The sequence below is a fragment of the Shinella sedimenti genome, from assembly GCF_022601905.1.
Classification (GTDB): Bacteria; Pseudomonadota; Alphaproteobacteria; order Rhizobiales; family Rhizobiaceae; genus Shinella; species Shinella sedimenti.
Map to the genome: position 1 here is coordinate 58,105 of NZ_JAKVIN010000010.1, position 12,846 is coordinate 70,950.

Here is a 12,846-nt window from a genome sequence, read left to right on the forward strand (position 1 = left end):
CTGCCCAAAGGCCTCGCCTGGCGACATCGCAAAGCGCTAGTCTGCCGATATGCCTCAGCCTCGACGATCACCTACTGACAAGCCGGTTGCATGCTCAGAAAGCAGCCAGAGCCGTTCAGCAGCCTGTGGATCCATGGCCCACGGGGCCACGCCTCTGGTCCCATCCGTCTCTGCCTGCGGCAGGGCGACTTCGCAGTCTTCGCAGTAGACGCCGCCAATACCGTTGAGTTCGGGTCGCGTTGCTGCCCAGACGCTTGTTGCTGCTCCCTGTTCCGGCGTCTTGAGGTCGCGCGAAGGATCGACCCGACGATTGCCATTCTCGTCGTAGACATCAAAAGAGTTGATCTCGTCTTCGGTAAGATGGCGGGCTAGATCGGTCAGGATGACGCCCGGGTGCAACGAAAATGCCCGCACGCCAAGCGCGGCTCCGCGGCGATCAAGTGCCAGCGCGAACAGAGCATTTGCCGTCTTCGCCTGCCCATAGGCCTGCCACTTGTCATAGGGGCGCACCCTGAAATCGATATCGTCGAAATCGACCGGCCCGATTTGGTGGCCGCGCGACGATACAGAGATCACCCGCGCGTTGCCCGCTTTGACCAGCACAGGCCACAGACCTGCAACCAGCCGGAAATGGCCGAGATGATTGGTGGCAAACTGGCTCTCGTGCCCAGCCTCACCACGGGCAAGCGGCGTTGCCATGATGCCAGCGCTGTTGACCAGGATTGAGATCGGCATGCCCGTCGCAACGATCTTGCCAGCAAAGGCGGCAACCGATGCGGGATCTGCGAGATCCATCGCTTCGATAACAACATTGTCGATACCGGCAAGTGTGCGTTCGGCCTTTTCGCGATTGCGAGCTGGTACGATGACAGTCGCGCCGGCACCAGCGAGCGCCCGCGTCGTCTCGACGCCGAGACCGGAATAGCCGCCGGTGACAATCGCCGTCTTGCCGGAAAGATCGATGCCCTCGATGACCTCGCGCGCTGTGCTAGATGCGCTGAACCGAGATCCAATAGGTTTTTGTTCGGACATGTCGTTGCTCCTTCATTTATGGCTCTGGTGTCCCTCCCCTATATCGGATAAATTATTGGAGCCCCCAGCCTCCAGGATCCAGATTTCTGTCGTGATCGTCCAAAACCTGCAGGATCCCCTATCCGACGTGCTCAGCGCCATTGATGCGCGGGCGCTGTTTTCAGTGCGTTTCGCGGCCGGCGGCTCGTGGTCCGTTGCTTTTCCTCCACCGGGCTACCTCAAGTTCAACGCGATCCGCGAAGGCGGTACCTGGCTGATCCCGCAGGGAGAGGCACCGTTGCGCATTGAAGCTGGCGATTGTCTTGTGGTCAGCGGCAAGGCGTTTACGCTTTGCAGCGATCTCAACATGAAGCAGATAGCGGCGGCAGAGGTATTCGCCGGGGGCAATCTCGATGTTTCAGTGGGCGATGGTCGGGATTTCGTTCTCCTCGGGGGCAGCGTCAACCTCGACACAGTCGACGGATCGCTCCTCACTGACGCCTTGCCGCCGATCGTAGTCGTCGATCGCGAGGAGGCGGGACCGATTGGCTGGCTGCTCGAACAACTGGACCTGGAGTGGAACAGCACCGCGCCAGGTGCTCGCATCGCCTGCAACGATCTGCTGCGGCTCGTCTTCATCCATGTGCTGCGTGCCTATATGGCACGGCAGACATCGCAGCATCCCGGCTGGCTCGCCGGCCTTGCGGATGCCCGCCTGGCGCCGGCACTGCGGGCAATCCACGCCGATCCGTCGCACCGCTGGACAGTGGAGGCACTGGCGTCTCTCGCGGGTCAATCCCGCTCCGGATTCGCCGAAAGATTTCGTGCCATCGTTGGAGCATCACCGATAGACTATCTAGCGGGCTGGCGGATGCGGCTTGCGGCCGCCCGGCTGAGGCGTGGAAACGAGCCACTGCCAAAGATCGCTCAATCTCTCGGCTACGCGTCCGACAGTGCTTTTGCGGCGAGCTTCCGCCGTACGCTCGGCCAATCGCCTGCGCGTTATCGTGCCTTACATCGCGACGATAAACAGCGTGAGTTGGTGAACGCATGAAAGCTTACCTGTCGATTGGCCCGTCACGGGTGTCGGGGCACGCCACGGCAAAACAAGTCACCATGATCTTTCACCGCTTCCAGTCTTCTCCTCTTAGCCGCATCATCGCTCGTGATGGGATTCGAACTTGCGGCCCACAATGTGATCGATGTCAGCCTGCTGAAGTACATGAGAATGTGCTTTATGACGTCTGGAGCCCTCCGGAGGAGCACACTCGGAAATTGCTCCCGCCCGCAGCTTGTACTTCAACCATTGTGGCGACCGGCTGCCATTGCAGCGCAGAGACCCAGGGTTGCAGCAAATCCTCCGATCAAGAAAACCGAGGAATATCCCGCGTAGTCGGCAAGTACTCCGACAACGGGCGCGGTTGCACCGTATGCCAGATCCTGAAAGGCCGCGAAGCCACCGATTGCTGTTCCCCGAAGCTGAGGCGGCACCTGCTTGATCACGACGGATCCCATCGATGGGAAGACCATAGAGCAACCAATACCGGTCAAAAGAGCGCCCGCAAGAGCCGCATACGGCCCAGGCGCAAGCCAGATGAGATATTGGCCAAAAGCTTCCACCACGAGAGAGACGGCCGCAACGCGTGCGCCTCCCATCCGGTCCGGCAAATGCCCGCAGAGCAGCCGCATCGCGACAAAGCCAGTGCCGAAGAACGTGAGGCCAAGTCCGGCCTGATGCCAGCCCTTGCTTAGGAAGTAGAGCGGGAAGAAGGCGCCGAGCGCGGCAAAGCCGACCCCTTGCAAACCCACTGCCGCACCGGGGAGCCAGATCCGTCCGACCATGCGCCAGATGGACTCGGGTGGACCAGCATGAGGTCTTACGGCCGGGACAGACTGGATGATGATTAGTCCCACCATTGGCAGGATACTGCATACACCCATCAAACCCACAAAACCGATCCGGTCAAGCAAGGTCAACCCCAGAGGGCCACCAGCGGCAAACGCGCCATACATGCCCATCCCGACAAGGGAGATGACACGTCCCGACCGTGCCTGTCCCGTCAGGCCGATTGCCCAGCCCATCATGCCCACCAAGGCAAGGCTCTCGCCCAGACCGAGCACGAGCCTGCCGACGAGGAGCAGCATGTAGCTTTGTTTAACCGAGAGGTCAGGCCAGGCAGCCAGGGCGCAGACAAGGCCGGCTGCAACGTAGATGAGCAAGCCGTATTGCATCGCGAGCTTGCCCCCGACCCGATCGCTCCATGCACCGGCATGCCCCCGTGTGAGGATCGTGGAGAGGAAGGCGATGCCGACTGCAAGGCCGCCCCATGTATTGTCGAGGCCGAGACCTTCGACAACATGAACCGGTATGGCCGGCAGAGCCATGGCAACGGTGAGATAGGAGAGAAACAGGGCGACGGTCAGGATGACCACGCGCGAATAGCCAGGCGTGGCTTCAGTGATATCAGTCATATAACGCACTCTTTTGGTGATTTTGGGTGCGTTGGTTGACGTCAACGCTTACGGTTCCAGCGATCAGAGGAACATGGAAGGGACCTGATCAGGCCGATCCGAGGACTTCGGCCTTGTAGTGTTTGGCGTATTCGTTCTCGATCGCGGGAATGATCTTCTCGATGGTGAAGTAGCTGCTCAAGAACTTGGTCTCACGAAGATCATTGACCACGCCGTTGTAGTGCTCGAGATCGGTTACGGTCCAGACCATGACGTCGGTGCAATCGGCGGTGAATGCCTCGCTATCAAAGAATGCCATTCTGGCACCTGGGTAACGTGCCAGGATCGGGTTGAGCACGGTTTTGCCAAACGCAAACCGACCTCCTTCCCCCTGCGGCGGGAGTTGTAGCCATTCGGGCGTTGTTTTGATGAGCCAAAATATGGTCAACGGGTTGGTCGCAAGGTCGTACTGTGATCCAGCGGTGTCCATCATGCCTCTCCTTTATACGGCAAACACGGGCATCAGCTTTTCCTGGCAGAATGCCCGGAAGCTGGTGTGGCCGGTCGTTTCAGGGGTGCGGGCAGCAGTATTGTCGATGCCCTCTTCCTTCGCCCGGTACATATCGACATAACCCTGAGCGACGGATTCGCTTGTGCCTCGGGCCAGGAACTGCTGCTTGAACTGGTCATAGGAAATCTGCTGGTAACGCACAGGATGACCGGTGACCTCGGAAATGATCGCCGCCTGGTCGTCGAACGACAGATCTTCGGGCCCCAACACTGGAACCTCCTGCTGTCCGCTCCAGGCACGATCAGCAAGCAGGCGGGCCGCCGCCGCAGCCATGTCCCGCGTTGCCGTAAACGGCAGCTTCCGGTCGGAAGCAATCGGACCGAAGAACATGCCCTTCTCCTTCATGACACCGACCTGACGGGCCGTGTTTTCCATGAACGAGGGCATGGCCAGTGCGCGGAATGCTGCGCCAGTCGACATCAAAAGGTCGTCCATCTGGAGCGAGGCGGTAACCGGCCCCGCCCGGTCCTGCCATTCCGTTCCCCGGCCGATCGCGGTGATCGACAGGACGCGCGGGACAGAATGGCGGCGGATCGCCTCTGCCGCGGGCTGAGCGAAGGCGAGGTAAGCATCCTCCAGGGACTGCGCCCATGCGGGCGGTGCCAACCAGAACACGGCGTCGGCACCTTCGAAAGCGCGGTCGACAACGGAGGCGTCACCGTGGGATCCGAGGACGATTTCCGCTCGATCGCGAACATGTTCGGGCAGCTTGTCAGCATCGCGGACGATCAGACGAAGCGGAGCGTCTGCTTCGATGAGCGTGTTGACAACCTGTCTGCCAATTTGGCTGGTTGGGGCAGTGATAACAATCATGATGAGCTTCTTTCATTCTGTTGAGGGATTGGTGGTCGCAGGCAGCAGTTCTTCGGTTCACAGGCGGATCGAAAGTTCGATGTCGTCGGCAACCGCTACCGACAGATAATTGCCGTGTGCCGTGCGCATGTGCTCAAGGTAATCGGGGCACAGATCTGCGTTATCCGCGATGATCAGAGCACCGGGCCGGAGGCTGTTTTCCACCAGGCGCAGGACGTCCGCGTAGAGCGGCTTTGCGCCATCGAGCAGCACGAGATCGACCTGGTCCGGCAGGCCGACGCTCAACGTCTGAAGGGCATCCCCTTCCCGGATTTCGACAAGATCAATCAGGCCGCCTTCCGTAAGGTGCTCGCGGGCTTTTGCGACCTTGGAAACCTCGAACTCGGTAGTGATGAGGCGTCCACCGCCATTGTCGCGCAGCGCTGACGCCAGAAACAGCGTTGAGATTCCAAATGACGTCCCGAATTCGATAACGGTCTTTGCCCCGATGCTGCGCGCCAGCATGTAGAGGAGCCTTCCCGTTTCCGGCGAGACCGGAAGCCAAAGGTCCTTCATCAGCGAGTAGAGCTGAAGATATTCTGTTTTGCTATCCAAGAGACGCGCCCGTTCGCTTCCCGATAGACTGCGAAAGATCGGGCTGGTTGCGGTGTCAGCTTCAGTGAAGAGCCGATCCAAAAGCGGCGCAACGCGCGAATTCTGTAAGGTAGTCATCGTCTTCCAATCAGGTTGAGGTCGTGTTTTGGATGAGCTATAATGCGACTAATCCGTCACATTTCGCAATTCGCATTCCGGAAGATCCTCTATGACCAAGCGCGCAACTCCGCGTATTTCTTCGAGAAAACAGCCTAGACAAGCACGTTCGGAAGGGCTGGTTGCGGCAATCCTCGAAGCCGCTATTCGCGTTCTGGCGGAGGAAGGAGCGCAACGATTTACAACCGCACGCGTCGCGGAAAGGGCTGGGGTCAGTGTAGGGTCGCTGTATCAGTACTTTCCGAACAAGGCATCGATACTTTACCGCCTGCAGAGCGACGAATGGAGACAGACGACTGAACAATGGCGGATCATTCTGACGGATCAGGCACGGCCACCCACTGACCGTTTACGACACCTGGTGCATTCGTTCTTGCGTTCCGAGGTCGAAGAAGCCGAAGTCCGTCTGGCGCTTGATGATGCCGCGCCACTCTATCGTGACGCCGCCGAGGCCCAGGAAATTCACGCTGAAGGCGACCGCATCATCGAGGCATTCATGGTCGAGGCGCTGCCTGGGGTTCAGGACCCAACGCGACAACGCGCAGGCGATCTGATCGTGATGACGATGACTGCAGTCGGGAAAGAACTGACAGAGACGCCGCGCGAAAGCTCAGAGATTGATGCTTATGCAGATGCCATGTCAGACATGTTCATCGCTTATTTGGAAAAGGTACAATCGGTTTGACTGAGGGTCAGGGCGATCTGCATACCTTTCCGGCTGTGCTGGCGAACCTTCTCGAGCAGTCAGGGCCTTGCCGGGCAACAACGGGCGATCGCGCATCGCACGATCTTGCAAGGCAGTGGAAATGTACCAGCGACCTAGTCATCATGATCCTCGCCTGGGTTCGCGATCCCGTTGGGTTCAGCTGACGTCGGTTGTCTCTAAATGCAATGGCTCTTTGGGCACTGCGGCGGCCTTCAGCACCAGGTCAGCATGCTGCAGCGTGGCCATTCGAAGCTGCCGTTCGCTGCGGATGCCAGACCCGGAGAGGTAGAAGTTCAGCACCGAGCACAAGGCGGACCGTCACTCCAAGATCCTGCTTCCAGCTGCTGAAGGCCCTCATGCAGGGCCCTGAAACACCGCTTCAACGTTGTTTCCGGCTGGGTCTATGACGAAGGCCGCATAGTAATTTTCATGATACTTCGGGCGTATGCCCGGTGCGCCGTTGTCCGTTCCGCCGGCCGTCAGGGCAGCGGCATGAAATTCCTCCACCTCTTCGCGGTTCTTGGCACGAAAGGCCACGTGAACTGGAGTCGGCTCTGGTCCCTGCACCCCGCCGATGAAAAGCTCGACGCGCTCGCGTCCAAAGCCGGAAACACCACCTTCTTCACGCTCCACATAGAACCTCTTGTTTATGCCCAAGGCCGCGAGGGCCGCTTCGTAGAACCGCTGCGTTTCTTCCAGACGGGTCGTCTTGAGGCTGACATGATCGAAAATGCTCATTCGTGTGTCCTTTCATTCACTACCTTGTTTGTCCTCAGGCGCGTGTCAGCTGGTCGGTAGCATTCCTCCGTCCAGGCGAAGGTTTGAGCCGGTGATGTAAGCGGCGCGCGGACTGGCGAGGAAGGCGACGGCATCCGCGATCTCCTCCAGTGTGCCAACCCGTCCTATGGGGACGCTCGCGAAAAGTGGAAGAACTTCCGCTTCTACCTCTTCCCACGGGGCATCCGGCGCAATACCGCGCTGCTGCGCGACCTCGCGGAACTTGCGCTCGAGTTTCTCGCTGCGGATGGTGCCGGGCGAAACCGTATTTACGGTCACTCCATCGGCCGCAACGGCTTTGGCCATGGAGGCAGACATCGCCAGCATCGCGGCCTTAGCCGCCGAATAGTCGGGGTTGCCAGCGGGAGGCATCAGCGCGGCGAGGCTGGAAATGTTGATGATCCGTCCCCACCCGGCTTGGCGCATCTGCGGCAGGACCGCCTTCGCCATTCGCATTGCCGCCAGTACGTTGGCATCATAGGTCGATGCCCATGCACCGACCTCCGTCGTGCTCCAATCCGAGTTACCGGCCGAGCCGCCCGCGTTGTTGACGAGGATGTCAATGTCTCCAAGGACGCGCACCTCGGCTAGCAGCGCATCGACCTCCGCCTCGTCTGTCAGATCCCCTGTCACGACATGCGCCGTCCCACCTTCCTGCGCGATTTGCCGCGCCACGGCGTTGGCTTGCCCCCGGTCGCGCCCGTGAACCATCACCGCTGCGCCTTCGCGTGCCAGTCCACGGGCAATACCGGCGCCGATGCCCTTGCTGCTCCCGGTCACCAGAGCAATCTTGCCGTCGAGATGTAGATTCATGGTCGAGCTCCTTTTATGATGAAGACGTGATGTAGGAGCGACATGATGGACCCCGCAAGAACGCACCAAAAGGTGCCTGTGACCGACCTCGACCGCAGCGCCTGCCTCGGACCGGATGGCGCGGTGACACAGGTCACTCGGTGCCTGAAAATGATCAGCGGAAAATGGAAACTGCCAATCCTGTTCCGACTTTATGCCGATGGGATGCAGCGCAGCTCTCTGCTCTTGCGCGACATCTCCGACGTTTCGCAGAAGATGCTGACCCAGCATCTACGCGAACTCGAGGCCGACCGGCTGATCAGGCGGATCGATTTCGGTGAGACTCCTCCTCGGGTGGAGTACCGCCTGACTGACCGCGGCGAAGCACTGATGCCGGTGCTGCTTGCCGCACACCAATTCTCGGAGGATCACGATCAAGCGCCTGATCGCGCTGGGGACCGCTTGCGGGCTCACGGGTCGTCTAGGCCCCGTGGATGACGTGCTTTGCGTCGGGCTACCTGACTATGTCCGGTTGGGCTTTGGAGCGGGGTTCGGCAGCGCAGAAAAAACCCCAATCTTGGTCGCCTGAATGGCGGCTTCATCTTTGTTAGGTAATCGGATTGTCACGGCGGCGAGGATCCGGCTTCCGCCCTTTTCAGACCTTCATTTGACTCGCAACGAACGGTCGCTCTTTAGACCGGGTAATGAACCACCGCCAGTCGAAATGAGGGCACAAAGCGGTCATAGCCTCGCCTTGAAGGGATTCGAACTTGAAACCCGTCCATTTAACCTGCTTGCGATCTTCGGGCTTTGGGACGACAGCCATTATCTCGCAGGGGAGTTCATCAAAGCATTATCTCAGTAGGTGACCCGTCCGCGAAACGGACACTCCACCTATGTTACGGCTCCAAGGACGTGCTGCAAATGCCTCAAGCTTGTTCGGGCGACTTCCGCGGGCTCGACGCCACGACGGCCGAAACCGGTCTCGACGGTAACGTGGCCGGTGTAGTTTGCCGTCACGAGTGCCTCAATGCGGGGCAGCCAGTCCGTCGTGCCCTCGCCGATAGCCTTTCGCTGCGTGTCCGCCATGTGGATGTTGACGAGGTCGGCGCCCATCTCGGCGACGTAGTCCGCGAAGCTTCCGCCTTCGAAATCCATATGGAACGTGTCGAACATCAGCTTCACGTTCGATGTCCCGACTGCCTCCATCATCCGACGCGCATCGGCCGGCGTGTCGATGAGGTTCGTATCGGACGTGGTCGGCTCGATGGCAATGATAATGCCCCTGTCCTGCGCGTGGACGGCGATCTCGCGCAGGCATTCGGTGCTGTAGTCCCAGCCGGTTTCCAGCGACATGCCCTGCGCTCGCCAACCGCCGATGTAGAGAACCATGCCGGCGCCGAGATCGGAAGCGAGATCGATGATGTCGATGTAATGCGATACCGTCGCCCGACGCTCCGCCCGCAACGATGAGCAGGGATTACAGCCGAAGCCGCCGCCGATGGCAGGAAGGAGCGCTGAGATTTCCACGCCCTCGCCGCCAGCGATCGCGCGGATTTCCTGCCGGCGGTCCTTTGCCAGGTGCTGCGGCCAGGCATGGGGGGCGCAGCAACCGATTTCGACGGCATCATAGCCGGCCTCGGCGATGGAGCGGATCGTCTCGTCCATCGTGTAGGTGGGCAGGAAGGTCGGGAAGCTGCTGTAGGGAAAGGTGTTGAAGGCGAACTTCATGGCATGGATGTCCTTCGGCTGTCTTGCCGGGCCGCACGCGACGGAGGGTTCGAGAGATCAGGCCGCGATCGGCGCCGCCATGGCACCGGTCATGATCGCGACCGCGTCGGACATGGAATAATCCTTCGGCGAGATGACCGCCGCGCGTCGGCCGAGACGATGGATATGGATGCGGTCAGCGACCTCGAAGACATGCGGCATGTTGTGGCTGATGAGGACGATCGGCACGCCGCGGGCCCGCACCTTGAGGATGAGATCGAGCACCTTGCGCGATTCCTTCACGCCGAGCGCGGCTGTCGGCTCGTCCATGATGATCACCTTACTGCCGAAGGCGGCCGCGCGCGCGACGGCAACACCCTGCCGCTGGCCGCCCGACAGCGTCTCCACCGGCTGCTGAATATTCTGGATCGTCAGGAGGCCGAGTTCAGCGAGCTTCGTGCGGGCGATGTCGTTCATCGCCTGCCGGTCGAGCTGATGGAACAGCTTGCCGAAGAGGTTCGGACTGTAGATTTCCCTGCCGAGAAACATGTTGTCGCTGATCGACAGGGCGGGTGAAAGCGCGAGCGTCTGGTAGACGGTCTCGATGCCAGCCTTGCGCGCCTCAATGGGCGAGGAGAACGAGATAGGCATGCCGTCCAGGCGGATTTCGCCGCTATCTGGGCGGATGGCACCCGACAGCGCCTTGATGAGGCTCGATTTGCCCGCGCCGTTGTCGCCGATAACGGCGAGGATTTCGCCCGGCATCAGGTCGAATTCGCCATTGTCGATCGCAACCACGCGGCCATAGCGTTTCATCAGGCCGCGGGCACTGAGAACGGGGGTGACTTCGGTGTTCATGCGGAAACCTTTCTGATCCACTGGTCGACGGCGACGGCGAGGATGATCAGCCAGCCGATGGCGAAGAGCTGCCAGAGAACGTCGACGCCGGCGATGCGCAGGCCCGACTGGAAGACGCCGACGATGAGCGCGCCGACCAGCGGCCCGAGAATGGAGCCGCGCCCGCCGAACAGCGAGATGCCCCCGATCACGACGGCGGTGATCGACTGGAGATTACCTTCGAAGAAGCTGGTGGGCGACACCGCGCCGACGCGACCGATGGCCGACCAGCCGGCGAGCGCGCAGATGAAACCGGCCACCGCATAGACCGAGATGAGCACGCGGTCGGTGCGGATGCCGGCGAGTTCCGCCGCCTCCTTGTCGTCGCCGACGGCATAGATGTGCCGGCCCCAGGCGGTGCGGGTCAGCGCATACCAGAGCACGAGGAAGACGGCGACGAACAGGAGCGAGCCGTAGCTGATCTTCGTTCCAAAGACCGACAGACTCTCGCCGAAGATCTTCAGGATGGGCGCGGTCTGGTCGATTTCGCTGCCCCGGATCGACTGCGCGCCCGAGAGATAGAGATTGAGCGCATAGAAGACGTTCCAAGTGCCGAGCGTGGCGATGAACGGCGGCAACTTCACGCGGGTGACGAGGAAACCGTTCATCAGGCCGATGCCGGTGCCGACGAGAAACGAGGTAAGGAGCGACGGAATGGGCGGCCAGCCGAGCTTGACCGCCAGATTGCCTGCCACGACCGAACTCAGCACCATGATGGCGGCCACCGAGAGATCGATACCGGCCGTGAGGATGACCAGGCTCTGGGCGACGGCGAGAATGCCGATGATCGAGACCTGCTGGACGATCAGCGACATGTTGTAGGGCGTGAAGAATTTGCTGCCGGCGAAGAGACCGAAACCGATCAGCGATACCGCCAGCACGATGAGCGGCACGAAAGTGGGGTAGCTGTGCAGGAAACGCTGAAGCTTCTGCACCGGGCCGATCGCGTCGGTATCAAATTGCGCAAAGCCGCGCGCGGGCTCTGCCGCTGCATCGACGCTTTCCGTCTTGTCGGCCAGCGCGTTGAGATTGTTCGTCATGGATTATATCCCTATGTGAGCCGGGAATGGGGCGGGCGGGTGACCGCCCACCCCGCAGCTTGCCCCGGGAGTGGCAGGCGAAATGTCGTCAGGGACGTGCGGGCGCTAGCGCCGCATTAGCCCCAGCACTTCTTCAGGCCCTCATCGGCGGTGATCGACGGAAGGCCGTCGACGGGCTGGTGGGTGATCAGCTCGACGCCGGTGTTGAAGAAGTCAAGGCCGGGCGTCGGCTCCGGCTTCTTGCCGCTGTCGGCAAAGGCCTTGATAGCCTCAATGCCCATGGAGGCCATCAGCAGCGGGAACTGCATGGAGGTGGCACCGATCACGCCTTCCTTGATGTTCTGGACACCCGGGCAACCGCCGTCGACGGACACGATCGTCACGTCCTTCTCGCGACCCGCGGCCTTGATCGCTTCATAGGCGCCGGCAGCCGTCGGCTCGTTGATCGTGTAGACGAGGTTGATCTCGGGATCGATCTGCAGCAGGCTTTCCATGCCCGTGCGACCGCCCTCTTCGTTGGCGTTGGTCACGGCATTGCCGATGATGCGCGGGTCATCCTCATCGCCGATATCGGTGGGGTTCTTGATGTCGATGCCGAAGCCGGACAGGAAGCCCTGGTTGCGCATGTAGTCGACGGTGATTTCCTGGGCGTTGAGGTTCAGAAGCGCGATCTTGGCATCCTTGGCGGCGTCACCAAGCTTGCCGGCTGCCCATTTGCCAACGAATTCGCCCGCCTTGAAATTGTCCGTCGCGAAGGTTGCGTCAGCCGCGCTTGCCGGATCGAGCGGCGTGTCAAGCGCGATGGTGAGCAGGCCGGCCTCGCGCGCCTTCGTAATGATCGGCACGAGCGCGCTGGAATCGTTCGGCGTCAGAAGAATGCCCTTCGCGCCGCTGGCGATGCAGGATTCGATGGCGGCGATCTGCGTGTCGGCATCGCCGTCCTGCTTGCCGGCAAAGGTCAGAAGCTCGATACCGAGTTCGGCGGCCTTGGCGCTGGCGCCTTCCTTCATCTTGACGAAGAAGGGGTTGATCTCGGTCTTCGTGACCAGGCAGGCGGTGATCTTTTCCTGGGCCTGGACCGGCGCGACGAAGGCGGCGGACGCCAGAAGAACGCCAAAGGCGGCGCGAGCAAAAGTGGAATGCATTTTATCCTCCCATGAAGCAGGGACTCCCCTGCGAATGTTGCGCGGACAGGCGCTCTCCCTAGCGCCCCGCCGGCAAGGACTGCCCCTTCGACCGGCGACGGGAATGCAAACATCGATGGCCAATCTTGTCAATATTTAATGCGGTATGATTTATTAAACACCCGCCTTGAATGCAAAGACATG

General features: G+C 60.7%; 14 protein-coding genes. 3 read left to right on the plus strand and 11 right to left on the minus strand.

Features of this window, described 5'->3' with window-relative positions; translation table 11 throughout:
- Positions 1–54: 54 nt before the first annotated feature.
- On the minus strand, positions 55–1,032 hold the full coding sequence (locus MKI86_RS21410; RefSeq protein ID WP_241605140.1) for an oxidoreductase: 978 nt from the start codon (positions 1,030–1,032) through the stop codon (positions 55–57).
- A 91-nt stretch (positions 1,033–1,123) separates the two neighbouring features.
- Between MKI86_RS21410 and MKI86_RS21415 the strand changes: the two genes are divergently transcribed.
- Positions 1,124–2,065, plus strand: coding sequence for an AraC family transcriptional regulator (locus tag MKI86_RS21415; protein ID WP_241605142.1), 942 nt, complete (start codon positions 1,124–1,126; stop codon positions 2,063–2,065).
- 245 nt (positions 2,066–2,310) lie between these two features.
- On the opposite strand, the gene MKI86_RS21420 is transcribed toward MKI86_RS21415, so the two are convergent.
- The 4 genes from MKI86_RS21420 to MKI86_RS21435 form a co-directional block, all read right to left on the minus strand.
- Complete coding sequence (locus MKI86_RS21420; protein ID WP_241605144.1) at positions 2,311–3,483, minus strand: arabinose transporter; 1,173 nt, start codon at positions 3,481–3,483, stop codon at positions 2,311–2,313.
- Positions 3,484–3,571: 88 nt separating this feature from the next.
- Positions 3,572–3,952: a darcynin family protein gene (locus tag MKI86_RS21425; protein ID WP_241605146.1), complete on the minus strand. Its 381-nt coding sequence runs from the start codon at positions 3,950–3,952 to the stop codon at positions 3,572–3,574.
- Between the two features lie 12 nt (positions 3,953–3,964).
- Positions 3,965–4,846: an NAD(P)H-binding protein gene (locus MKI86_RS21430; protein WP_241605148.1), complete on the minus strand. Its 882-nt coding sequence runs from the start codon at positions 4,844–4,846 to the stop codon at positions 3,965–3,967.
- A gap of 57 nt (positions 4,847–4,903) precedes the next feature.
- Positions 4,904–5,557 (minus strand): O-methyltransferase, encoded by a 654-nt coding sequence (locus MKI86_RS21435; protein WP_109461594.1) that lies wholly within the window; start codon positions 5,555–5,557, stop codon positions 4,904–4,906.
- A 91-nt stretch (positions 5,558–5,648) separates the two neighbouring features.
- Here MKI86_RS21435 and MKI86_RS21440 point away from each other — a divergent pair, with 91 nt between their 5' ends.
- A complete protein-coding gene (locus MKI86_RS21440; protein ID WP_241605151.1) occupies positions 5,649–6,281 on the plus strand; it encodes a TetR/AcrR family transcriptional regulator in 633 nt (210 codons plus the stop codon).
- A 375-nt stretch (positions 6,282–6,656) separates the two neighbouring features.
- On the opposite strand, the gene MKI86_RS21445 is transcribed toward MKI86_RS21440, so the two are convergent.
- Both MKI86_RS21445 and MKI86_RS21450 read right to left on the minus strand, forming a co-directional pair.
- The gene (locus MKI86_RS21445) at positions 6,657–7,040 is read right to left on the minus strand and encodes a VOC family protein (RefSeq protein ID WP_241605153.1); all 384 of its coding nucleotides are present in this window, start codon (positions 7,038–7,040) and stop codon (positions 6,657–6,659) included.
- A 45-nt stretch (positions 7,041–7,085) separates the two neighbouring features.
- Entirely contained in the window at positions 7,086–7,892 is an 807-nt protein-coding gene (locus MKI86_RS21450; RefSeq protein ID WP_241605155.1) for an SDR family NAD(P)-dependent oxidoreductase, read from the minus strand.
- A gap of 42 nt (positions 7,893–7,934) precedes the next feature.
- Between MKI86_RS21450 and MKI86_RS21455 the strand changes: the two genes are divergently transcribed.
- Positions 7,935–8,369, plus strand: coding sequence for a winged helix-turn-helix transcriptional regulator (locus tag MKI86_RS21455; RefSeq protein ID WP_241605157.1), 435 nt, complete (start codon positions 7,935–7,937; stop codon positions 8,367–8,369).
- A gap of 396 nt (positions 8,370–8,765) precedes the next feature.
- Here the strand turns inward: MKI86_RS21455 and MKI86_RS21460 are convergent, their stop codons facing one another.
- The 4 genes from MKI86_RS21460 to MKI86_RS21475 all read right to left on the minus strand — a co-directional run bounded on the left by MKI86_RS21460 (position 8,766) and on the right by MKI86_RS21475 (position 12,663).
- Complete coding sequence (locus MKI86_RS21460) at positions 8,766–9,602, minus strand: sugar phosphate isomerase/epimerase family protein (protein WP_241605160.1); 837 nt, start codon at positions 9,600–9,602, stop codon at positions 8,766–8,768.
- Between the two features lie 57 nt (positions 9,603–9,659).
- Complete coding sequence (locus MKI86_RS21465; protein WP_241605162.1) at positions 9,660–10,439, minus strand: ATP-binding cassette domain-containing protein; 780 nt, start codon at positions 10,437–10,439, stop codon at positions 9,660–9,662.
- A complete protein-coding gene (locus tag MKI86_RS21470) occupies positions 10,436–11,518 on the minus strand; it encodes an ABC transporter permease (protein ID WP_134651486.1) in 1,083 nt (360 codons plus the stop codon). Before MKI86_RS21470 ends, MKI86_RS21465 begins: the two co-directional genes overlap by 4 nt.
- Positions 11,519–11,634: 116 nt before the next feature.
- Positions 11,635–12,663: a sugar ABC transporter substrate-binding protein gene (locus MKI86_RS21475; RefSeq protein WP_241605165.1), complete on the minus strand. Its 1,029-nt coding sequence runs from the start codon at positions 12,661–12,663 to the stop codon at positions 11,635–11,637.
- Positions 12,664–12,846 lie beyond the last annotated feature (183 nt).